21 protein-coding genes are annotated in these 21,453 nt (G+C 67.9%); 13 read left to right on the forward strand and 8 right to left on the reverse strand.

What is annotated here, in order from left to right; genetic code table 11:
• Positions 1-17: 17 nt before the first annotated feature.
• Together DAT37_RS40285 and DAT37_RS40290 are read right to left on the reverse strand one after the other, a co-directional pair.
• Positions 18-1,610 (reverse strand): FAD-binding oxidoreductase, encoded by a 1,593-nt coding sequence (locus DAT37_RS40285; RefSeq protein WP_109530206.1) that lies wholly within the window; start codon positions 1,608-1,610, stop codon positions 18-20.
• Positions 1,611-1,633: 23 nt separating this feature from the next.
• Entirely contained in the window at positions 1,634-2,236 is a 603-nt protein-coding gene (locus DAT37_RS40290) for a TetR/AcrR family transcriptional regulator (protein ID WP_109530207.1), read from the reverse strand.
• 71 nt (positions 2,237-2,307) lie between these two features.
• On the opposite strand from DAT37_RS40290, the gene DAT37_RS40295 reads away from it, so the two are divergent.
• Positions 2,308-3,129 carry a class I SAM-dependent methyltransferase gene (locus DAT37_RS40295; RefSeq protein WP_109530208.1) on the forward strand — a complete coding sequence of 274 codons (822 nt, stop codon included), beginning with the start codon at positions 2,308-2,310 and terminating at the stop codon, positions 3,127-3,129.
• A 130-nt stretch (positions 3,130-3,259) separates the two neighbouring features.
• On the opposite strand, the gene DAT37_RS40300 is transcribed toward DAT37_RS40295, so the two are convergent.
• Complete coding sequence (locus DAT37_RS40300) at positions 3,260-4,192, reverse strand: coiled-coil domain-containing protein (RefSeq protein WP_109530209.1); 933 nt, start codon at positions 4,190-4,192, stop codon at positions 3,260-3,262.
• A 729-nt stretch (positions 4,193-4,921) separates the two neighbouring features.
• Here DAT37_RS40300 and DAT37_RS40305 point away from each other — a divergent pair.
• From DAT37_RS40305 to DAT37_RS40315, 3 genes are all read left to right on the forward strand, one after another.
• Positions 4,922-5,728, forward strand: a complete 807-nt coding sequence (locus DAT37_RS40305) for a hypothetical protein (RefSeq protein ID WP_109530210.1) — start codon at positions 4,922-4,924, stop codon at positions 5,726-5,728.
• 142 nt (positions 5,729-5,870) lie between these two features.
• Positions 5,871-7,064 (forward strand): hypothetical protein, encoded by a 1,194-nt coding sequence (locus DAT37_RS40310; protein WP_109530211.1) that lies wholly within the window; start codon positions 5,871-5,873, stop codon positions 7,062-7,064.
• Complete coding sequence (locus DAT37_RS40315) at positions 7,061-7,411, forward strand: hypothetical protein (RefSeq protein WP_109530212.1); 351 nt, start codon at positions 7,061-7,063, stop codon at positions 7,409-7,411. The genes DAT37_RS40310 and DAT37_RS40315 overlap by 4 nt, the downstream gene beginning before the upstream one ends.
• A 45-nt stretch (positions 7,412-7,456) precedes the next feature.
• On the opposite strand, the gene rox is transcribed toward DAT37_RS40315, so the two are convergent.
• Positions 7,457-8,884 (reverse strand): rifampin monooxygenase, encoded by a 1,428-nt coding sequence (gene rox, locus DAT37_RS40320; protein WP_109530213.1) that lies wholly within the window; start codon positions 8,882-8,884, stop codon positions 7,457-7,459.
• A gap of 344 nt (positions 8,885-9,228) precedes the next feature.
• On the opposite strand from rox, the gene DAT37_RS40325 reads away from it, so the two are divergent.
• Positions 9,229-10,425 carry an NAD(P)/FAD-dependent oxidoreductase gene (locus DAT37_RS40325; RefSeq protein ID WP_109530214.1) on the forward strand — a complete coding sequence of 399 codons (1,197 nt, stop codon included), beginning with the start codon at positions 9,229-9,231 and terminating at the stop codon, positions 10,423-10,425.
• Positions 10,426-10,641: 216 nt separating this feature from the next.
• Positions 10,642-11,538, forward strand: coding sequence for an RNA polymerase sigma-70 factor (locus tag DAT37_RS40330; protein WP_109530215.1), 897 nt, complete (start codon positions 10,642-10,644; stop codon positions 11,536-11,538).
• 5 nt (positions 11,539-11,543) lie between these two features.
• Here DAT37_RS40330 and DAT37_RS40335 read toward each other — a convergent pair whose 3' ends face one another.
• Entirely contained in the window at positions 11,544-12,371 is an 828-nt protein-coding gene (locus DAT37_RS40335; protein WP_109530216.1) for an NAD(P)H-binding protein, read from the reverse strand.
• Positions 12,372-12,456: 85 nt separating this feature from the next.
• On the opposite strand from DAT37_RS40335, the gene DAT37_RS40340 reads away from it, so the two are divergent.
• A complete protein-coding gene (locus DAT37_RS40340) occupies positions 12,457-12,873 on the forward strand; it encodes a winged helix-turn-helix transcriptional regulator (protein WP_232840293.1) in 417 nt (138 codons plus the stop codon).
• A 71-nt stretch (positions 12,874-12,944) separates the two neighbouring features.
• Complete coding sequence (locus DAT37_RS40345; RefSeq protein WP_109530368.1) at positions 12,945-14,153, forward strand: site-specific integrase; 1,209 nt, start codon at positions 12,945-12,947, stop codon at positions 14,151-14,153.
• Positions 14,154-14,171: 18 nt separating this feature from the next.
• On the opposite strand, the gene DAT37_RS40350 is transcribed toward DAT37_RS40345, so the two are convergent.
• Together DAT37_RS40350 and DAT37_RS40355 are read right to left on the reverse strand one after the other, a co-directional pair.
• The gene (locus DAT37_RS40350; protein WP_109530217.1) at positions 14,172-14,888 is read right to left on the reverse strand and encodes an oxygen-binding di-iron domain-containing protein; all 717 of its coding nucleotides are present in this window, start codon (positions 14,886-14,888) and stop codon (positions 14,172-14,174) included.
• 88 nt (positions 14,889-14,976) lie between these two features.
• Positions 14,977-15,429 carry a hypothetical protein gene (locus tag DAT37_RS40355; protein WP_109530218.1) on the reverse strand — a complete coding sequence of 151 codons (453 nt, stop codon included), beginning with the start codon at positions 15,427-15,429 and terminating at the stop codon, positions 14,977-14,979.
• Between the two features lie 96 nt (positions 15,430-15,525).
• Between DAT37_RS40355 and DAT37_RS40360 the strand changes: the two genes are divergently transcribed.
• From DAT37_RS40360 to DAT37_RS40375, 4 genes are all read left to right on the forward strand, one after another.
• The gene (locus DAT37_RS40360; protein ID WP_109530219.1) at positions 15,526-16,269 is read left to right on the forward strand and encodes a lysophospholipid acyltransferase family protein; all 744 of its coding nucleotides are present in this window, start codon (positions 15,526-15,528) and stop codon (positions 16,267-16,269) included.
• A 322-nt stretch (positions 16,270-16,591) separates the two neighbouring features.
• The gene (locus DAT37_RS40365; protein WP_408637491.1) at positions 16,592-17,782 is read left to right on the forward strand and encodes a glycosyltransferase family 4 protein; all 1,191 of its coding nucleotides are present in this window, start codon (positions 16,592-16,594) and stop codon (positions 17,780-17,782) included.
• 56 nt (positions 17,783-17,838) lie between these two features.
• Positions 17,839-19,941 (forward strand): amylo-alpha-1,6-glucosidase, encoded by a 2,103-nt coding sequence (locus tag DAT37_RS40370; RefSeq protein WP_109530220.1) that lies wholly within the window; start codon positions 17,839-17,841, stop codon positions 19,939-19,941.
• Positions 19,942-20,022: 81 nt separating this feature from the next.
• Positions 20,023-20,211, forward strand: coding sequence for a hypothetical protein (locus DAT37_RS40375; protein WP_109530221.1), 189 nt, complete (start codon positions 20,023-20,025; stop codon positions 20,209-20,211).
• A gap of 10 nt (positions 20,212-20,221) precedes the next feature.
• Here DAT37_RS40375 and DAT37_RS40380 read toward each other — a convergent pair whose 3' ends face one another.
• Entirely contained in the window at positions 20,222-20,698 is a 477-nt protein-coding gene (locus DAT37_RS40380) for a nitroreductase family deazaflavin-dependent oxidoreductase (RefSeq protein WP_232840294.1), read from the reverse strand.
• Between the two features lie 277 nt (positions 20,699-20,975).
• Between DAT37_RS40380 and DAT37_RS40385 the strand changes: the two genes are divergently transcribed.
• Entirely contained in the window at positions 20,976-21,440 is a 465-nt protein-coding gene (locus DAT37_RS40385) for a PRC-barrel domain-containing protein (RefSeq protein ID WP_109530222.1), read from the forward strand.
• Positions 21,441-21,453 lie beyond the last annotated feature (13 nt).

Consider the following 21,453-nt stretch of genomic DNA (forward strand, 5'->3'; position numbering starts at 1 on the left):
GTGAACCCGCTCGGTTCTCACGATGCCACTCGAATCGGATCGATGAGCACCCCGGGGTTGAGGACGCCCGCCGGATCGAGCACAGCCTTGGCCCCGCGCAGTGCCGCCGCGAACGGGTCGGGGCGTTGCCGGTCGTACCACCGCCGGTGGTCGCGCCCGACGGAATGATGGTGGGTGATGGTGCCGCCCGCGGTGTGGATCGCTTCGGAGACAGCGGTTTTGATGTCGTCCCACTGGGCGACCGTGTCGCCCCAACGTCCCGAGGCGTAGATGCCGTAGTAGGGCGCCGGACCGTCGGGATAGACGTGGGTGAACCGGCAGGTGATCAGGCCACCGCCGCAGACCCGCGCGATCGCCTGCTGGGCGGCCGTGGTCACCGCCGCGTGCAGGTTCTCGAATTCCGCCCAGGTGCAGGCGGTTTCGAAGGTCTCGACGATCATCGAGCGCCGGGCGAGCACATCGCGCTGGTAGGGCATGCGCAGGAATGCCGAGCGCCAGTTGCCCGCGGCGTCGCCGGTGCCGGAATCGGAGCGGGCGCGGGTGCCGAGGACCAGACCGCCGTGGTCGCAGGCGATGCGCGTCGCGCGCTCGAGCCACGCGTCGACCGGGTGGTCGGCGGATTCGAAGGCGAGCACCAGCAGTCCGCCGGTGACGTGCGTGTTCGCGTTGAGCAATGCTTCGGCCGGGTCGAGTAGTCGGCAATTGCTCGGATACAGCCCGGCCTGGGCGATGGCGCGGGTCGCGGCGACGGCGGTGGAGAAATCGCCGAACGACACCGACGCGGTGAGCTGCCAGCGCGGCCGCTGTTGTAGCCGCATCCACGCTTCGGTGATCACCCCGAGCGTGCCCTCCGAGCCGAGGAACAACCGATCCGGTGCCGGGCCGGCACCGGATCCGGGCAGTCGCCTGGACTGGCTGATCCCGACCGGGGTGACCACGCGCATCGATTCGGTCAGATCGTCGATATGGGTGTAGAGCGTCGCGAAGTGACCGCCCGCCCTGGTGGCGAGCCAACCGCCGAGCGTCGAGAACCCGAACGACTGCGGGAAATGCCGCAACGTCAGCCCGTGCGGTCGGAGCTGATCCTCCAGTCTCGGCCCCAACGCGCCCGCCTGGATTCGCGCGGCCCGCCCGATCGGGTCGACCTCGAGCACGGCGTCCAACTCGGTCAGATCGAGGGTGAGAACGGGTCCGTCGAAACGTGGTTCGACCCCGCCGACCACCGAACTGCCACCGCCGTAGGGAACAACGGCGATCCCGGTGCCCGCGCACCAGTCGAGCAGATCGATCACGTCCTGTTCCTCGCGCGGGCGGGCGACGAGATCGGGCACATTGCCGATCTCGCCCCGCAGATTGCGCACGACGTCACGAAACGCCTTGCCGCGCGCGTGCCCGAGCCGGTCCACCGGATCCGCCGAACATCGCCGGGCCAACGAGCCCGGCGGCGTGATCCGAGGCGCGGGCACCTCGAGCGCGGCCGGGTCCGGCGGCGGATGGTCGGTGAGATCGTGTCCGGGGAGCAACGCCGAAATCCGTGCCACCAGTTCGTTCGTCTCGGACTCCGAAGCGGCGTCCTCGACGGTCCCCCAGCCCCACCACGATCGTGTCACCTCAGCTCACCCTTTCCTCGACTTCAGGCCGGTCGGCGTTGCACAGCGTCGGAGATGACCGCGGCGACGAACTTTTCGACCGCCGCGGTGGTCGGTGGACCGAGGTCGCGGTCCGTGAACAGCAGGTGGCCGCCGCCGACCAGGGAGAGGGTGAGCGAGTCGATGTCGGCGTCGGCTGCGAGGCGGCCCAGTTCGCGCTCGTCGGTGAGGTAGGTGGAGATCGCGGTGGTCGCTTCGGCGAGGATCGCCATGCCCCCGCCGGGCCTGGCGCGGCGCAGTCGTGCGCGCAGCTCGTCGCGGAAGGTGATGAGCGGAAGGATCGCGACGGGAACGGGGCCGAACAGAACGGTCAGCGCGCGGGTCAGATTGGTGGCGACCGTGTCGGTGCCCGCGGAGGCACGCAGCTCGCGGGCCCGGGCCTCGAGTTGCGCGGCGCGGTCGAGCACGAGGTCGGTGAGGAAGTCGTCGAAGTCGGTGAAGTGCCGGTGCAGAACACCTTTGGCGCAGCCCGCTTCGTCGGTGACGGCCCGGCTGGTCAGTGCGTTCGGACCGTCGCGCAGCAGTACGCGGTCGGCGGCGTCGAACAGTTGCTGCCGTGCGTCGCGTAGGTGCACCCCGGTCGGCACTGACGGCTCCTCTCGTACGTCGATTCCTCAGCATTATTGCTCAGTGGGCACACGCCCACTAAAGTGGGCGCATGCCCACATCGCCCCGAGAACGATCGGCCCCGCCGTCCTTGCGGGAGGACCGACGCACGGCCGAATCGTTCGGCACCGACGCGCAGCGCTACGACCACGCCCGCCCCGGCTATCCCGAGGCATTGGTGGCGCGGATCCTCGCCGACATCCCGGGAACGGACGTACTCGACGTGGGCTGCGGTACCGGCATCGCGGCCCGCCAGTTCCAGGCCGTCGGGTGTACGGTGCTCGGCGTCGAACCCGATGCGCGGATGGCCGACTTCGCGCGAGTCCACGACGTGCCGGTGGAGGTGGCGACCTTCGAGGCGTGGCAGCCCGGTGATCGCAGGTTCGACGCGGTGGTCGCCGCGCAGTCGTGGCATTGGGTGGACCCGGTCGCCGGTACCGCCAAGGCGGCCGCCGTGCTGCGTCCGGGCGGGCGGCTGGCGATCTTCGGTCACGCCTACGAGCCCCCCGCCGAGGTGGCAGAACCCTTCGCCGCCGCCTACCGACGGGTGGCGCCGGACTCCCCGTTCAGTGGTCAACCGGCTCGACGCCCCCTCGACCTCTACCTCGCCGGGTACGCGACTATCGCCGATCAGCTCCGCGAGACCGCGCAATTCGCCGAGCCCGAACAGTGGCGATTCGACTGGCGGCAGACCTATACGCGCGATCAATGGCTGGAGTTGCTGCCCACCACCGGCGGCCTGACCCGTCTGCGTCGCGACCAACTCTCCGAGATATTCGACGCGGTCGGTGCCGCCATCGACTCACTGGGCGGATCCTTCACGATGGAATACACCACCCTGGCCGCGACCGCCGTGCGGGCGAGCACTTCCTGACGGTCGCGTTCGGCGGCGATGCCGACACATGCCACACCCTCGGTCCGGGATCGCAGATACGCCGCCGAAGAAGCGCGAGCGCCCGCATCGGGATGGCCACGTCGGGTGAGATCGCATCGTGTTCGGCGATCTATCCGACCGGATCCGGCTCGCGACGCGATTCGGCGAGTAGTTCGTCGAGTTGGCGTTCGGCGCGTTCGGCGCGTGCCAGTGTCTGGATGCGGGCGTCGTCGAGGGCGGTGATCCGTTGTGTCGCTTCGCCGCGCGCCCGCTCGAGTGCCGCTACCGACTCCGCGCGTAGTGCGGCCACCTCGGTGGCGTGTTCGCGGCGCTGGTCGGCGAGTTCGGTCCGGGAGCGTTCGAGTTCGGCGCGCAGCCGGTCGATATCGTCGCGAGCTTCGGTCACGGCCCGATTCCGTTCGGCTACCGCCTGTTCGGCGCGTTCGATGGCACGTTCGGAATCCGCGGCGCGCTGCACGGCCAGATCGCGTTCGGCGCCCGCGGCGGTGATCTGCTGGGCGGCTTCTCGCCTGACCTGCTCGATCTCGGTGTTCGCTGTGCGCCGCGCGGTCTCGACGTCTTCTTCGGCTTGCTGACGTGCTCGCGCGATATCGTCGCCCGCTTCGCGCCGTGCGGCACGGACCTCGGCCTCGGCTTGGCTGCGTGCGGCGAAGACGTCGTCGGCGGCGCGGCGGGTCACCCGTTCGACTTCGCCCATGGCGTCGTCACGGGCCGCGTGTGCTTCGGCGATGCGGCTCTCGGCCTCTTCTGCCGCGGTCACCGCGTCTTCGGCCACGGCTTCGGCCGCGACGCGGGCTGTTTCGGCTTCGCGCCGCGCCTGTTCCGCCGCGACGGTGGCCATCTCGGCCTCGGCGATCCTTCGGGCGGCATCGGCCTGCACCGATTGCACCTGCTGTTCGGCGACGGACGGGTCGGCCAACGTGGACAGTTCCACGACCGCGGCATTCAGATTGGTGCCGAGTTGTTCTGCGAGCGTGCGGAACTGCGCGAGCAGTTCGTCGGCGCGCAGTCGGGCGACCGTCACCGGCCCGTGCGGCGTCACAGTGACGGCAGCGTCGCCTGTCTCCGACTCCTGCTGTTGCCGTTGACGTTCCCGCCACGCGCGCCATCGGGTGTGGTCGGGGTGATCACAGTATTCCGAGGGGCGTCCGGGTCCACCGCCTCTCGTGATCGGGCGAACACAGCCGGGGTAGTTACATACGCTGGACACCGGAGAATCGTAGCGTTTGTTTCGTTATATACAACGTATCGACGCGCAACGAAATATGCGCTGTCGCGGGAACTCTCGAAACCGCTGGTCGCGTTTCTGACCGCCGATAAGTGAACATTATCGGCGGTCAGACGTCGAGCTCTCCCCGATCGGTGGCCGGTTCTATTTCGTTACGTTTCGTTTTTGCGACGCAACGTAACCGCCACGAATCACACTGAAAACTGGGACCGGTGGTACGCCCGTACTATCCACGCCTATTGGACGTTCCTCTCTCCCCAGGCCACCGACACCGCCGTCGCGGGCAGACTCGAGCCGACCAGCTGGCGCTCGCCGCGAGCGACTGCCTGCTGATCACCGGCCAGAACGGCGCAGGCAACTCCACCCTGCTCGAGGAACCGGGCGACCATCTGCCGCCGAGCACGGTCGAGGAGCTCTCGGATCCGCCACCGTCGCCGCGCGGCACTTCACCCGCGGTCCGAAATAACGACTTTGGTGGGCACTGCTCAACTCTGGGATCATCGAGTCGGCGTTCGAGATCGACGGCAAGGGGAGGAGTCGCGGATGGCTACTCTGCGGCGGTTCTGGATCGAACTCGACCTACCGGCATTGTCGTGGTTGGGCCAAGGCATCGGCGTGACCGCATTCGATGTGCGGGATTGCTTGTCGATGGTGGCCGAACTGTTCGGCGACGAACCGATGCCACCCGTGCGCCGAATTACCGTTGACATCTCATTGGCCGAACCGCCCTCGGTGAGTCGTCGCTATCTCGGCGTCTCGGTGTGGCGCGGCGTGTGGTATCCACCCCAGAACCTCGAGACCGGGCCGAACCGCGATATCGACCGCCGTGGCGCGCCCGTCGACTACCCGACGCCGGTCACGCAACGCCGCGTGCGGGCCAGCGAGACTCTGCGCACGAAGAACACGTGGTGGGACGAGATCCCACACATCGGCAACCTGCTGTGGCCGCTGGTACAGATGCACAACGCCGAAAACGCCCGTCGAATGCGGTACGACGCCCCGCATGTGCGCACCCACTGCGTTGCGGATCCGACCTACGGGTACATGCTGCGTGAAGCCCTCGATTTCATGATCGCGTGGCAGCCGACACCGGACGAGTGGTTCGATCCGACCGGTATCAGGTTCGCCGACCAGCGTGATTTGGAGGAGTACCTGCGAGCCTTCCGCGATTACGTGTCCGGCGATCGCCCGGAGCCGATCTATCCTCCCGGAAGCGAACCGCTTTCCCCCGAAGAGGCGGTCCGGCGGGCGATGCGGAATTTGGTTATCAATCCCCCGGAGCCTGAGGATCTTTCAACGGACGAACGTCTGTCACCCGACGCGAAACCACGACTTCCCATGGACGAGTGACATTGCTCAGCCTTCGAGCAGTTCGGCCGCCATCCAGTGCGGCGACGCCCGGCTTTCCGACGGCCGACTGTCGGCATCTTCCCAGGCCTGAACCAAGGTTCGACGAGGTCGGGTGAGATCCGCCTGCCAGGTACGGTGAGATATGGAAACACGTTCGGGCATAGGGGAATCCGACCGGTCCCAGGCGTCGATCACCCGGTTTCGGCGTCCGCTCGCGATCGTCGCAGGGATCGTGGCGGCATTGTTGGTGGCGGCGGTGCTACCGGGGTGGTGGTGTGGTCGTGACGCCGACGAGTGGTTCCGAGGGGATCCGACGCGGGTGCGCGGGCTCGCCGAGGAATTGGCGGCTTTCGAAGACGACGACGACCGACGCCGAGCCACCGACTCGGGTGGGGTGATCGACGGTATGTGGGGTCTGCTCGCCCACCAGATGACGGCGCTGGGTTTGGCGCAGGTATGCCTGGATCACCCCGAATGGCGCGAGCGCTACGCACCTGTGGTGACCCGCGCTGCCGTCAAGAGCCTGTTGCCCGAGATGCGTGTCGCGTTCACCGATGCCTGGCACGGCGAGGACGGATCGGTCCATCTCGACAGTCCGAACGGCCACGCATATCTTTCCTATCCCGCGCTGGCGCTCGGGATGGCGCGGCTGGTCGATCCCGGGTTTCCGACCGACCTCGCGTCATGGCACGACGCGCTGATCGGCTCCTACGAACGGCGGTTGCTCGCCTCGCCGACCGCGCTGCTCGACACCTTTCCCGGTGAGGCCTACCCCACCGACGTAGCGGCCGTCGCCGCGGCGATCGCGGTACACACCCGTGTGACCGGAGTCGACCACACGGTGGTCCTGGCTCACTGGGCGCGGCAGGTACGCGCGGTACAGATCGATCGCGACACCGGACTCGTCGTGCAGCGCATGGGTGCCGACGGGCGCGCGCACGACGCTCCACGCACCTCCGGTACCGGATTGGCGGCCTATTTCGCGGGTTTCGCCGATCGCGGGTTGCTCGAGGAGTTGGCGGCCGGGTTGTTTCGTCAGGAACGCAGTTTTCTCGGCTTCGGCGCGTTCCACGAGTACGGCGACGGCTATGACGGCGTCGGCGATATGGACAGCGGTCCCCTGGTGTTGGGGATATCGATCTCGGCCACCGGTTTCGCGCTGGCTCCCGCCCGTTCGCTGGGACAGCGCGAGGTGTTCACCCGCGTGTATCGCACAACGGATCTGGCCGGTCTGCCACTACGGGCCGGGGACCGCGTGCGTTTCGCGACCGGAGGCGTGATCGGCAATGCCCTGCTGCTGGCATTCCTCACATCCGGACCGGAGCTGGCGCGATGAAACCTCTTGCCACCGAACGGTTTCGCGCGGTCCTGCGCAAGGTTCGCATACCGGCGATCCTCCTCGTCGCCTACGTGATCCTGCGTGGGGTGATGGCGGCGTTGTCGGATCGGCACGGGTTCGGTTCACCCGACGGCCTCGGTCCGGTCTACCTGGCTGTCGCTGCCGCACTGATGGTGCTGCGTATCGTGTTGTTGGTCGTCGTGCCCGCTGTTCTCACCTATCGCGCCGTCGTCTTCGCGGTCACCCACATCGCGCGCCGGGCCGATGCGACGATTCCCGCGAAGGTATCGAATGCGCCGACGACGAGCGAAGCGGTTCGGGTCCCCGAACGCCCGCCGCTGTGATCACTCGACAACGGCGGGCGGCAGGTGATTCCAGGGGCGGACCCGTCAGGCGACGGCGGCACCGAACCACGTCGGGAGGTGTTCGAGCAGATCCCGCTGGTCGTCGCCGACCCAGGCGATGTGGCCGTCGGGGCGTAACAGCACGGCGGGCGCGTCCAGTTCCTCGCTGACGTCGACCACGTGATCGACGCGGTCGGCCCATCCGGTGACCGAGAGCTGTCCGGTCTGGTCGAGCAGGAGCCCGCGCCCGCGGTGGGTCAGGTCGTAGAGCCGTCCGCGTTTCAACCCGATGTCGCGCAACCGTTTACCGAGCAGCTCGTGACCTTCGCCGAAGTCGTAGCGGATCGCGGTGGCGGTGATCTTCTCGGTGAGGAACCGGTTGACGTCCTCGAAGTCCATCAGCTCGGCCACCAGTCTGCGTACCGCCTGGGCACCCGGGTCCAGCGACATCAACTGCATCTGCGCGCGGGTGTTCTCCAGCACGGCCGCGGCCACCGGACGCCGTTCGGACTCGTAACTGTCGAGCAGTCCCCGCGGCGCCCAGCCGTCGATGACGGCGGCGAGTTTCCAGCCGAGATTGAACGCGTCCTGGATGCCGAGGTTGAGGCCTTGGCCGCCGGTCGGCGGATGGATGTGGGCCGCGTCGCCTGCCAGCAGCACCCGCCCGCCGCGGTATCGCTCGGCGAGCCTGGTCGCGTCACCGAATCGGGACAGCCAGCGCGGTGAATGCGCGCCGAAGTCGGTGCCCGCGACCTCGAGCAACTGCTGTTTGAGTTCGTCGAGGGTCGGAGCGACGGTGCGGTCCTCGGCGACCCCCGCCGCGGGCACGCCCACCCGGTACATCCCGTCCTCGAGCGGCATCACGCCGAAACGCAACTGGGTCTTGCGAACTTCGGTCATCACCGCGTTGATCGTGTCGAGCTCTTCGGTCAGGGCGACCTCGGCCAGCAGCGTCTCGACCCTGCTCGGCTCGCCCGGGAAATCGATGCCGAGCAGTGTGCGCACCGTGCTGCGACCGCCGTCGCAGCCGACCAGATACCGCCCGCGCAGTCGCGTGCCGTCGGCGAGTTCGACGGTCACCCCGGCGTCGTCCTGGTCCAGGCCGACCAGTTCGCAGCCGCGCCGGATCTCGACGCCGACTTCGACGGCGTGTTCGGCCAGCAGTCGATCGCTGACGGTCTGCTGGATGCCGAGTACGTATCCGTGCGCGGTATCGAGCCGTTCGGGCTGCGGTTTGCGGATACCCGCGAAGAAACCGCCGAGCGGGTATCGCGTGCCCAGTGCCAGGAATCGTTCCAGCAGTCCGCGCTGGGCCATCACCTCGATACTGCGCGCGTGCAGGCCGAGCGCGCGCACGATCTTCGTCGGTTCGGCGTCCTTCTCGAGGATCAGCGTCCGCACGCCGTGCAACCGCAACTCGGCGGCGAGCATCAACCCCGTCGGCCCGCTACCGGCGATGATCACGTCGACCATGAAGTCCCCATTCGGCTAGGTGTGTCGTATGCGCCGGTCCCGGTCGACGGCGTGAGCGCGCCCCGCGATCGGAGGTTCGCGAACCGTATTTCGGCAGGTACCGGCTTCGGCTGGAGATTGTGCATCACCACCGGGGTCTTGCCGCAAGGCCCCGGGTCCGCTATATATTGAAAGTGGAAGAGAGTGTTTTTCCTCCTTCTCCGCATTCGCGAACGCTGTTGATCAACCGGAGACCGTCACCGGAGAGATCATCACGGCCGACGACGATTCTTCGCACTGCCTGTCACAACTTCCGTTCACGCGGTGTCTTGTGCCCGAACCCCTCGGACACGAAGGAGACACCAATGACCGAGAACACCGATGTGGTCGTCGTCGGCGCCGGATACGCGGGCGTGCTGGCGGCCAATCGCCTGACCCGACGTGACGACGTCACCGTGACCCTGATCAATCCGCGCCCGATCTTCGTCAACCGGGTCCGGCTGCACCAACTGGTCGCCCGATCACACGAGGCGGTCGTCGACCTCGCGGAGATCCTGTCCGATCGGGTGCGGTTGGTCGTGGACACCGCCACCCGTATCGACGTGGCCGAGCGCACGGTGACCACGACAGACTCCGGCCGCATCGGCTACGACTACCTGGTCTACGCGGTGGGCAGCCGCAGCGCGGACCCGGACGTGCCCGGAGCGGCGGAGTTCGCGTACCCGATGGCGACGTGGGAGGACGCGCGCCGGTTGCGTCCGGTCATCGAGTCGGCGTCACCGACGGCGGCGGTGACGGTCGTCGGCGCGGGCGCCACCGGCATCGAAGTCGCCGCGGAACTGGCCGAGCAGGGCCGCCGGGTGAACCTGGTGTGCGGCAGGGTCCTCGGCCCCTATCTGCATCCACGGGTGCGACGCTCGGTGGCCGAACGGCTGAGCGCCCTCGGTGTGGTGATACTCGAAGGTCCCGACGCGCAGGTCACGGCGGTGACTTCGGAGTCGGTGCGGCTCAGTGGCGGGCACTCGCTGTCGAGCGCGGTGACGATCTGGACGGCGGGTTTCGGTGTGCCCGACCTGGCCGCGCGCAGCGGGTTGAGCACCGACGCCATCGGACGGCTGCGCACCGACGAGACGTTGACCAGCGTGGACGATCCGCGCGTCGTCGCGGCCGGGGATTCGGCGGCACCGTCGGATATGCCGTTGCGGATGAGCTGCCAGACCGCGCGTCCGCTGGGCGCGCACGCCGCGGACACGGTGCTGGCACGGATCGCGGGCACGCGCCCCGCCGTCATCGAGGTGGGTTCGTTCGGTCAGTGCATCGGCCTGGGCCGTCACGCGGCGAGGGTGCAGCTGGCCTCCAGGGACGACATCGCCAACCGGTTCTCCCTCGGCGGTCGCCTGGCCGCGCGTATCAAGGAGCGCGCCTGCGTGAAGGTCGTCGAGGAACTGGCCGACGAGGCACGCGACCCAGGCTCGTTCACCTGGGCGTTCGAGGACCGCAAGCGACAGCGGCTGCTCGCCGACGCGACAGCCCGAGCGGCCAGGGCGAAGGCCACTCACTGAACGACAGCGCCGCACCGGCGCCTCTCGCCCCCGGGATGCGTGAGACCCGTTGTCCGACAACGTCTCACGCATCCCGCCGAAGGTCCGAACCGGACCGACACCACCGGCCCCGCCACTCCGATCGCGAGACGGATCGACTCCGGGAGAACCCCGCATGATGCAATGCCAGCAGGCCGTCGATCGCCGACACGAACCGCCGAGTGAAGGGGCCGCGCAGTGAACGACCACACCACCGACCCGTCCACCGAGATCTTCCTCGCGCACCGCAACCTGCTGTTCACCGTCGCCTACGAGATGCTCGGATCGGCGGCCGACGCCGAGGACGTGTTGCAGGAGAGCTGGCTGCGGTGGGTGAAGGTCGACCTGGACCGGGTGTCGGACCGGCGCGCCTACCTGGTGCGGATCACGACCCGCCAGGCCTTGAACCGCCTGCGCACCATGGCACGCCGCAAGGAATCCTATGTCGGGTCCTGGCTGCCCGAACCGTTGCTCACCACACCCGACGTGGCCGAGAACGTCGAACTCGCCGAAAGCGTGTCGATGGCGCTGATGCTGGTGCTCGAGACGCTCTCCCCGACCGAGCGCGCGGTCTTCGTCCTGCGCGAGACCTTCGACTTCGGCTACGACGAGATCGCGGCCGCCCTCGACAAGACCCCGGCGGCGGTCCGCCAGATCGCCTCGCGCGCCCGCAAGCACGTCGATGCCCGCCGTCCCCGAGAAGTCGTCTCCCCCGGCGTGATTCGCGCCGCCCTCGCCTCGTTCCAGCGCGCGGTCGAGTCCAGGGATATCCAAGGGTTGCTCGACGTACTCGCACCCGAAGTGGTGCTCGTCGGTGACGGCGGCGGTATCAAACAGGCCGTGCTGCGCCCGATCCTCGGCGCCGACAAGGTCGCCCGCCTCATCATCGGCGGCCTCGGCAAGAACCCGGGTGAGCTCACCGCCGCCCCGACCGTGGTCAACGGCAACCCCGCCCTGCTCATCCGCCTGGACGGCGAGATCGACGGTGTGATGGCCATCCGCGTCGACGACGGCGGCATCACCGGCCTCTACTACGTCCGCAACCCGGAGAAACTGACCCGCATCCGATCGGAGACCTCGCTCACGCTGCGCTGAATCCCCTAGCGGAAGACGGCGACGTTGCGCGCCGCCCATTCGGCGAAGGTTCCCGGTGCCCGGCCCAGCAGTCGTTCGACATCGGGAGAGACGCGCTGTTCACCGGGTTTGGGCGAGCCAAGGATGTCGAGGGTGTTCTCGACGATCGGCTCGGGCATGAACTCGACCATCCGCGCTTTCGCCTGCGCGCGCGACAGTTCCACGAACCGCACCGGCTCTCCGAGCGCCGCACCGATATCGGCGGCCTGTTGTCGCGGCGAGATCAGCTCGGGCCCGGTCAGATCGTAGGCCCTGCCGCCGTGACCGTCCTCGAGCAAGGTCACCGCGGCCACCGCGGCGATATCGGCCGGGTCGATGACCGGCAACCCGACCGAGCCGAACGGCGCGGCGATCATTCGTTCCGCGCGAACGGTCCCGGCCCATTGCCGCGCATTGGACGCGAAGCCGCCCGGTCGCAGCATCGTCCATTCCACCCCGGCCCGCTCGACGGCGTCCTCCATGTCCGTGCCGTGCGTTCCCGTGCCCACCCCGAGTGAGGACAGCAGGACGACCCGGTCGACACCCGCGCCGCGCGCGGCTTTCACGACCGCCTCGATATCGCCTCCGTCGGAGACGAAATCGCCCGACGTCAGCAGGAACAGCGCCTCGGCGCCGTCGAAGGCCGAGCCCAGGTCCTCGCGCCGAGCCAGGTCGACCCGACGGATGGCGACACCGTCCGGGACATCCGTGGATGTCACCGACCGCGAGATCGCCGCCACCCGCTTTCCCGCGTCCACCAACGCGCGTACCAGCGGCTGTCCGACATTGCCGGTTGCTCCGGTCACCACGATCATTTTCGCTCGCCTCTCTTCGCCTGTTCGGTCGAGGCGAACGTTACTATCGTGGGGGTACTAGGTACCTAGAGGAAAGTAACGGGCGATGAGTGATTCCGTGGCGAACAGGCGGGTGGCGTGGCCGATGGCGACGGGGGTCACGCCGGAGAACGCGTGTCCGATCGCCCCGGTGGTCGATGTGGTCTTCAGTCGCTGGACCACCCCGATCCTGTGGGCGCTGCACACCTACGGGCCGCAACGATTCGTCGAATTGCAGCGACTCATCGCCTCGATCACCCCGAAGGTGCTGACCCAGCGGCTGCGGCAACTCGAACGTGACGGACTGGTCGTGCGCACCTACTACGCCGAAGTGCCACCTCGGGTCGTCTACGAGATCAGCGATCTGGGACGCAGCCTGTCGCCGCTGTTCGCCGCACTGGCCGACTGGTCGCGCAATCTGGACGAGGTCGAGCGCGCGCGTCGAACCTACGACGCCAAACCGCTGACACGACCGCGGCGTTGACACCGCGCGACGGCGAATCCACGGCATAGTGTTGCTGACAAGAAGGTCGGATCGGGTGGTAGGTGGATCGCGTGGGTGAGCGGGACGCGGTGGTCGCGGTGCCGGAATCGGTACGCACCGAACTGCGGCGCGGGGTGCGTAGCGTGCTGGTCGACGCCGCCGCGTTACGTCTGGTGCGGGAACGATTCGACGATGTCCAGGCGGCGTCGCTGCGACGGTATCTGGAGGCCTCGCAGTCGGCGAATACGTTGCGCGCCTATCGAACCGATTGGATCGCGTGGGCGGGCTGGTGCGCGGCCGAAGGTCGCCGGGCGTTACCGGCCGACGCCCTCGATGTCGCGGTGTATCTGGCCGCCGCGGCGGACGCGCGCCGCGAGGACGGCCGATGGGCGTTCAGTCCGGCCACACTCGAGCGCAAATCGGCCGCGATCGCCGCGGTGCACGCGGCCAACGGTCTGGCCTCACCGACCCGAAGCGACGTGGTCCGGTTGACCCTGCGCGGTATGCGGCGCACCCGTCGCACACCGCCGACGCGTAAACGTCCCGTGCTGCTGCACACCCTCGACCAGTTGCTCGCGGGACTGCCCGAATCGGGATGGCCCACCGAACCCGCCCGCCGCCGTGACGGACTCGCGTTGCTCATCGGCTTCGCGGGCGCGTTGCGCCGCAGCGAACTCGCCGCGCTGCGTATCGCCGACGTGCGGGTGAATCTCGATCACGCCACCGGCGAACCGGTGCTGATCGTGGCCCTGCCGAGCACCAAGACCGATCCGACCGGCGCCGCCGAACAGCGGGTCGCGCTGCCGCGCGGTACCCGTCCGCGCACCTGCCCGGTCTGCGCGTTCGCCGACTGGATCCGATTGCTCGAAATTCACGCGGCACAAGGGATCTCGGGACTGCGCTGCTGGCTCACGACGACACCGGGTCCGGACGCGGCCATCCACCGATGCCACGGATTCACCGGCACCACACTCGCGGACGTCACCGAACTGCCCCTGTTCCCCACCATCACCCGCCACGGCACGATCGGGACCGAGGCGATGTCGGGGCGCGCGGTCGCCGAACTGGTCAAACGATACGCCGCGCGCGCCGGACTGGATCCCGCTCTGTTCTCGGGACATTCACTGCGCGCCGGTTTCGCCACCCAGGCCGCGCTCGGCGGGGCGAGCGACCGCGAGATCATGCGCCAGGGCCGCTGGTCCAATCCGCGCACCGTGCACGGCTACATTCGCACCGCCAACCCGCTCGAGGACAACGCCGTCACCAAACTCGGCCTGTGACAAGCGGAATACGCGCGCTCAGACCTTCATCCGGTCGTCGTAGACCGAGGCGAGGTCGCGCAATGCCGTCGCGCAGTCGCCGCTGTAGCTCGATCCGTGCATGATCGCCAGCGTGGTCGGGCGCAGCAGCGCCAGCCGATACAGGGTGGCGGGCACGGCGGGGCCGAGTGACGTGGCGTGGAAGAGGTCCTCGGCGACGGTGGCCGGTTCCACCAGGTCGTCGTCGGTCAGTGCGGGTCCGTCGCCCAGTTGCGTCATCAGGTCACCGCAGAACAGCACGCCGGTGGCCTGCTCGTAGAGCACCCGTGCCTCCCAGTTGTGCGGCGCGTGCGGTGTGTCGAAATGCTGCACCCGACGATCGCCCAGGTCGATCACCTCACCGTCGGCGAGCCGTCGCGGCGGCCGGTCGGCCATGTCGTCGATGGAGACCATGCACCCGAGTTCTCCGTGTGCCACCTGCGCTCGTGGCGCGACGGCGAGGAAGGAATTCATCGCGCCGCATTCGTCGGCTTCCACGTGGCCGAAGGTGATCCAGCGCAACTGCTCGACGGGCCGTATTCGTTCGATCGCCGCGCACACCAGCGGGAACATTGCCCGCATGCCGGTGTGGAACAGCAGTGGTTCCTCGGCGTCGACGAGGAACTGGTTGAAGGTGAATCCGGTCGGTCCGATGTCGGGAACGCAGGTGGAGATGCGATAGATACCGTCTGCGATCTCATCGGTGTGGGTTTGCATGACTCAGTCCCGTGATAGTGCCGCCCCCCCGCATCGAAACCACGCGCAACCTCGCAGTTTACTCCCGACACCGACTCGCCGGAAGCCGTCAGGACGCGCCGGCGCAGCGGCGCTGGATTTCCTCGCGCCATCCCGCCGGATCTCGCACGTACCAGGCGGCGCTGTCGGCGTCCAAACTCACGCGCAGCAGGTCGCGGCCGACCGATTTGCCCGCGTGCGAGCGCACGATATCGACCGAGGTGACCGACGCGAGCGGAATCTCCAGCGGCGCATGCGATCCCGCGCGCTGGAACCACAGCTGGGTATCGGTCAGCACCAGCGCGCCGTTTCCGCGCACCTGCGCCCCGCCCTTGGACGCGAGCCCGAAGAAATTGGCGACGGGGTCGCTGCGCACGGCCTCACCCGGCGCGAAGGTCTTCGCGAGAGTCGCTTCGGCCGCGCGGCGCATCCCGGCCAGCGCGAATCGGGCGACGAACACGACCACCGCGAGCACGACGACCACGATGCCGATCACCATCGCGACGACCAATCCGGCACTCATGCGGCGCAGTGTAATACCGCGCGAGGTCGTCGCCGAACGCGACTGCCATAGGCTGGACCCGGAGACCGGTGTCGGCCGGGCCGGAGGAGGAATTCGATGACGCGCCACGATGATTCCGGAGCTTCGGGCTCTCGCCGGCGCCCGATCGGATTGGGCAAACGGGCGTGGGTCACCACCCATCTCGTGCGCAGGCTGCTGCGGTTTCTCGCGTGGTCGCGGTTCGTGCGGGTCACCGTGATCGATCGCGAGATCGTTCCGGCGAAGGGTGCGGTGCTGGTCGCGAGCAATCACATCTCGATGGTCGACGCCGTCTTCCTGTGGGGTGCGCTGCGCCGTCGGGCCATGGCGGTCGCGATGGCGGAGCTGTGGACCTGGCCGGTCGTCGGGCTGTTGGTGCGCCGACTCGGCCACATTCCCGTGGTGCGCCGCGACGCCGAATCGGGCCGCAAGGCGCTCGACGCGGGCGAATGGGTTCTGCGTCACGGTGGTGTGCTGCTGATCTATCCGGAGGGCCGCTGCGTGCCGCCCGGCGAGACCGAACCCTACAAACCCGGTGTCGCCAGGCTGGCCATGGCGACCGGCGTCGCGATCGTTCCGGTCGCCACCACCGGCACCGACGGACTTCTCCCGCTGCGTGGGCGCTCCGGATCGGGGCCGCGGGTCGACCGCAGGCATCCGGTCACCATCCGATTCGGCGAACCCATCGATCCCGGCGATTTCGAGTCGGTCGAGAAGTTGCTCGACCATCTGCGCACCCGGATCGAATCGTTGCGCGCGGAGTCGTCGCGGGCGAACCGATCGCGTGCCGAACAGCCTCGCCGACCCTCGCGCGACACGTGATGGTCACCCCGTTGCCTGAAATTCGCTGTGTCGACACCCTATCCTCGAATTACATTTGGATAACCGCGTGACCTGGAGCTGCTCTAACGCGCCCGAGGTTTGCCAGTAGAGAAATTCTGAGACCATTCGGCTGGTTTCGAGACTTCGTTTCGAGGTACGTTTCTCTCGGCCCCCCTGGCCGCGCCGACAGCGTGACCAGGCCAACCAAGCCCTATGGACGGCGGTGCAGGCTCTAGTCTTCACCTCCGCCGCGGCGGCCACCACGTTCGGCGCCCAGCGCACCGAGTGCTGGGTGGATGTGCAAACGGTTGGAAGGATGGTCATGAGCGCTGGTTTATCCGAGTCGGTGACGACCCATATCACCTCGTCCGACTTGCTTTCTACCGATCACGTAGGCGAACGGTTCCGCATCGCGATGGTCGTTCCGCCGTATTTCGACGTACCGCCCAAGGCATACGGCGGGGTCGAGGCCGTCGTCGCGGATCTGGTCGATTCCCTGGTCGCCCGGGGCCACGATGTCACCCTCATCGGAGCGGGCGAACCGGGCACCAAAGCGAAATTCGTTCCCGTGTGGGATCGCGCGCTACCCGAACGTCTCGGCGAGCCGTTCCCCGAAGTCGTCCACGCGCTGAAGGTGCGCCGAGCCATCGAGAAGCTCGCCACCACCGACGGCATCGACCTGGTCCACGATCACACCTTCGCCGGACCCCTCAACGCCCCGGCCTATTTCGGGCTCGGACTGCCGACCGTGCTCACCGTGCACGGTCCGGTGCAGGGCGACTGCTACACCTACTACCGCGAATTGGGCGCCGAGGTGTCGCTGGTCGCCATCAGCGACCGGCAGCAGGAACTGGCACCCGACCTGAACTGGGTCGGCCGCGTGCACAACGCGCTGCACGCCGACCAGTGGCCGTTCCAGGCCGAAAAAGGTGACTACGCACTGTTCCTCGGGCGATTCACCGAGGACAAAGCGCCACATCTGGCCCTGCAGGCCGCGCACGAGGCTAATATTCCTCTGGTGCTGGCGGGTAAGTGCAGCGAAGCCATCGAGAAGGCGTACTTCGAACGTGAAGTCCGTCCGCTGCTCACCTCGAACGACTACGTCTTCGGGCTCGCCGACGCGACGGCCAAGCGCAAACTGCTTGCCAACGCACGGTGCTTGATGTTCCCGATTCGGTGGGAGGAGCCGTTCGGCATGGTGATGATCGAATCCATGGTCTGCGGAACGCCGGTCGTCGCCCTGCGCGGCGGCGCGGTCTCCGAGGTGATCGTCGACGGCGTGACCGGCCGCATCTGCGATGACCCGTCCGAATTGCCCGCCGCCATCGAAGAGGTACGCGGCATGGATCCCGCGGCGTGCCGCGCCCACGTCGAGGCCAACTTCGGTTCGGGCACACTGGGCCGCGGCTACGAGCGGGTCTACTCCCAGCTCCTGCGCGGCCGCAACAGGACTCGCATGGCACGCCTGGACAGGACGGTGCCCATCCGTACGGTGGCGAGCGAACGCGTATGAGCCCTGATCCCGGGACGGCACCGGACCCCGCGACGCCGAATCAGGCGCCCGCCCCCATGAACGCGGGCGAGCCGACCGGACTCGGCGGTTGCGGTGGTTCGGTGACCTTGGTCGAAGGCGGCACCTTCTGCCTGTCGAACCGGCTCGGCGACGTCGAGCCGGGACGCCCGCACGGGCTGTTCTTCCGGGACGCCCGAGTGCTGTCCCGGTGGGAACTGCTGGTGGACGGTAAACCCGCGGAATCGCTTTCGGTTCTGAGTCCTGAGGCGTTCACCGCGCGCTTCGTGCTGCGCAGGCCACCGCAGACGGGGTATGCCGACAGCACCCTGCTGGTCGTGCGGGAACGCCTGATCGCCGACGGCATGCACGAACGGCTCACGCTCGAGAACATGGGCCGCGAGCCGACGGCGGTCGCGCTCGAACTCCACGTCGACGCCGATTTCGTCGATCTCTTCGCGGTCAAGGAGGGGCGTGCCGGGCACGCCCGCTCCGATATCACCGTCGCCGAAGGTGAACTGCTGCTGCACGACCGGGTGGATCGGATGCGCGGCATCTCGATCTCCTCGACCGTCGAACCCACCGTGCTGCCCGGCACCCTGCACTGGCGGGTGGTCGTGCCACCCGGTGGCCGCTGGCATACCGAGATCATCGCCCAGCCGACGGTCGGCAATCAGCACACCCTGAGCCCGTCGGGGTCCGGGGAACACAACGGGCGCAGCGCGCCGTGTCGCAAGATCGCGGCATGGCGCGACACGGCGACCAAGATCATCGCCACCGATCCGACGCTGACCCAGGTACTGCGCCGGTCCGAGAGCGATCTCGGCGCGCTCCAGATCCATGACGAGACCGGCGACGGCCGCCCGTTCGTCGCCGCCGGCGCCCCCTGGTTCATGACCCTCTTCGGCCGCGACAGCCTGCTGACCGCGTGGATGACCCTGCCGTTGGAGGTCGACCTCGCAGTGGGCACCTTGCAGCAACTCGCCGAACTCCAGGGCCAGGACCTCAACCCGCTCACCGAAGAAGAACCGGGCCGCATCATGCACGAGATGCGCCGCGGGCCCGCGAGCGGTCAGGTCCTCGGCGGCGACACCTATTACGGAACCGTCGACGCCACACCGCTTTTCGTCATGCTCCTGGCCGAATCGCACCGGTGGGGCGCCGATCCGGAGGCGATCCGGGATCTGCTTCCCGCCGCCGACGCCGCCATCTACTGGATCACCGAACACGGTGACCGCGACGGTGACGGATTCGTCGAGTACAAACGCGCCACCGACCGCGGCCTGATCAACCAGGGCTGGAAGGACAGTTTCGACGGAATCAACGACGCGGCAGGACATCTCGCCGAAGCGCCGATCGCGCTGTGCGAGGTCCAGGGCTACGTGTACGCGGCCTACCTGGCGCGCGCGCAACTGGCCGAGGCGTTCGATGACACACGCACCGCGGGACTGATGCGCGAACGCGCCGCCGAATTGCGGGTCAAATTCGCCGAGCAGTTCTGGTTGCCCGAACGCGGCTGGTTCGCCGTGGCCCTCGACGGGACCAAACGCCCCGTCGACGCCCTGACCAGCAACGCGGCGCAATGTCTGTGGACCGGCATCGTCACCGACGAGCACGCCGAGGAACTGATCGAGCGGCTGTCGGGCGAACAGATGAACACCGGATTCGGAATGCGCACCCTCTCCTCGTCGATGGGCGCGTACAACCCGATGAGCTATCACTGCGGTTCGATCTGGCCGCACGACACCGCGATCGCGGTCGCCGGACTGCTGCGCTACCGCCACCTACCGGGCGCGGTGGACCTCGCGACCGCACTCGCGGGCGGACTACTCGACGCGGCAGCGTCCTTCGGCGGCCGACTGCCGGAGCTCTTCTGCGGTTTCTCCCGCGAACAGTTCCCGGTCCCGGTGCCGTATCCGACATCGTGTTCGCCCCAGGCCTGGGCGAGCGCGGCACCGCTGCTTCTGGTCCGTTCGTTCCTCGGGCTCGACCCCGATGTCCCCGGACGCACCCTCACCGTCCGCCCCCGGGTACCGCGGGGATGGGGACGCATCAAACTCAGCGATCTGCGACTGGGGTCGGTGACCGTGGACCTGGAAGCCGAAGGCGACCAGGTCACCACGGCACGCGTGCCCGACGAATGGCGATTCGTGACGCAATGACCCGCGCCGCGTTCGCACCGGTCACGCCGCACGACACAGGACACCATCACGCTCCACCGACATGCGGGTTGGAGATGGATCATGCAGACATCACGGGACACCAGGGATCTGTGGAGCGCCAGACACCGTGATTGCGGCGCCGACCCCACCGATCTCAATCTCGATCTCGATCTGGCGCGCTTTCTGTGCAGCACCCACGCGGGCCACGGACCGCAATGCCGTCAGTACCTGGCGGCGGCCGCGTTCTGCTACGGCAACACCGCACGGTAAGGCGACGGCCTCAGAGGCGGCGCAGTTCGAACATCCTGAACTCGCGCCCACCCGCGAGCCGTTCCTCGACGCGGTAACCCGGCCAGAACTCGACCGCGCGCTGCCACGCCCGCTCACGGTCGACGCCTGTCAATTCGGTGACCCGCACCGGGAACGTCTCGCCGTGTAACCCGACCAGCGCCGTCTCGACCGCGCGCAGATTCGCCGACCAGACGGGATGGCGCGGACTGCCCCAGTTGGAGCCGATGACCAGGAAATCCTCGCCGCGCGGTACGTAGAGCAGCGAGGTCCGGCGCGGCTGCCCGGTTTTGCGACCCCTGACCGTGATCCGCAGCGACGGCAGTCCGGCGAGGTCGAGTACACCCAACCGGTCGCGGCTCAGCGCGCGGATCAGCCGTTCGGCGGGCAGCACGAAACGCGCCGTCCGCATCACCCACGGCTGCGTGCCGAGCCATCGACCCAGGCCGGCCAGAGGATTGGACACCACCGTCGAATCCTCGCAGACCCGGCACACGCTCGCGCGCGGCGGTGTTCACCTCCCGTCACACCAGCGATAGCTGAATGATGGAACATCACTATTTCATCACGAATGTCTCCTGGTAATTCCTTGGTATGCCTTCGGTTTCGAGACACAAATGATAGTTGCCGATATATTGCTGAAATGGATAAGGTGACCAGCGGTAGCCACCACCGCGACCCGAGGGAGCTGCCACCGGTCCGGCACAGCGGGCCGGTGCCGGCACCCCGACCAGGTAGGAGGGATCATGACCAAGGCAACGTCGGATTCACTGATCGGCGCCACCGCGTACGACGTACGAAACGACAAGATCGGCAAGATCAAGCAGATCTACCTCGACAACGCCTCGGGCACCCCCACCTGGGCCGCGGTGTCGACCGGCCTGTTCAGCAGCGACTCGCTGGTCCCGCTCGCGGGCGCGGAGTACCACGCCGACGCCCAGATGTTGCAGGTCAAAGTCGACAAGGAGCAGGTGAAGTCCGCGCCGCACCACGACGACGACCGCGCCATCAGCCCCGAAACCGAACGGGAACTGTTCGCGCACTACGGCATCGACCCCCGCTACACCGGACTGACCAACCAGCGCCCCCAGCACATCCGCCCCGGCGACGAAGCGCCGATGACCTACGGCAACACCGCAGGCGATCCGATCCCTCGCGCCGCACGTGCGCGAACCGAGGGCATCGACAAGAACCTGCGCCGCGGGCAGTGAGCGAATTCGCCGG

The sequence above is a fragment of the Nocardia aurea genome, from assembly GCF_003123685.1.
Lineage (GTDB): Bacteria > Actinomycetota > Actinomycetes > Mycobacteriales > Mycobacteriaceae > Nocardia > Nocardia aurea.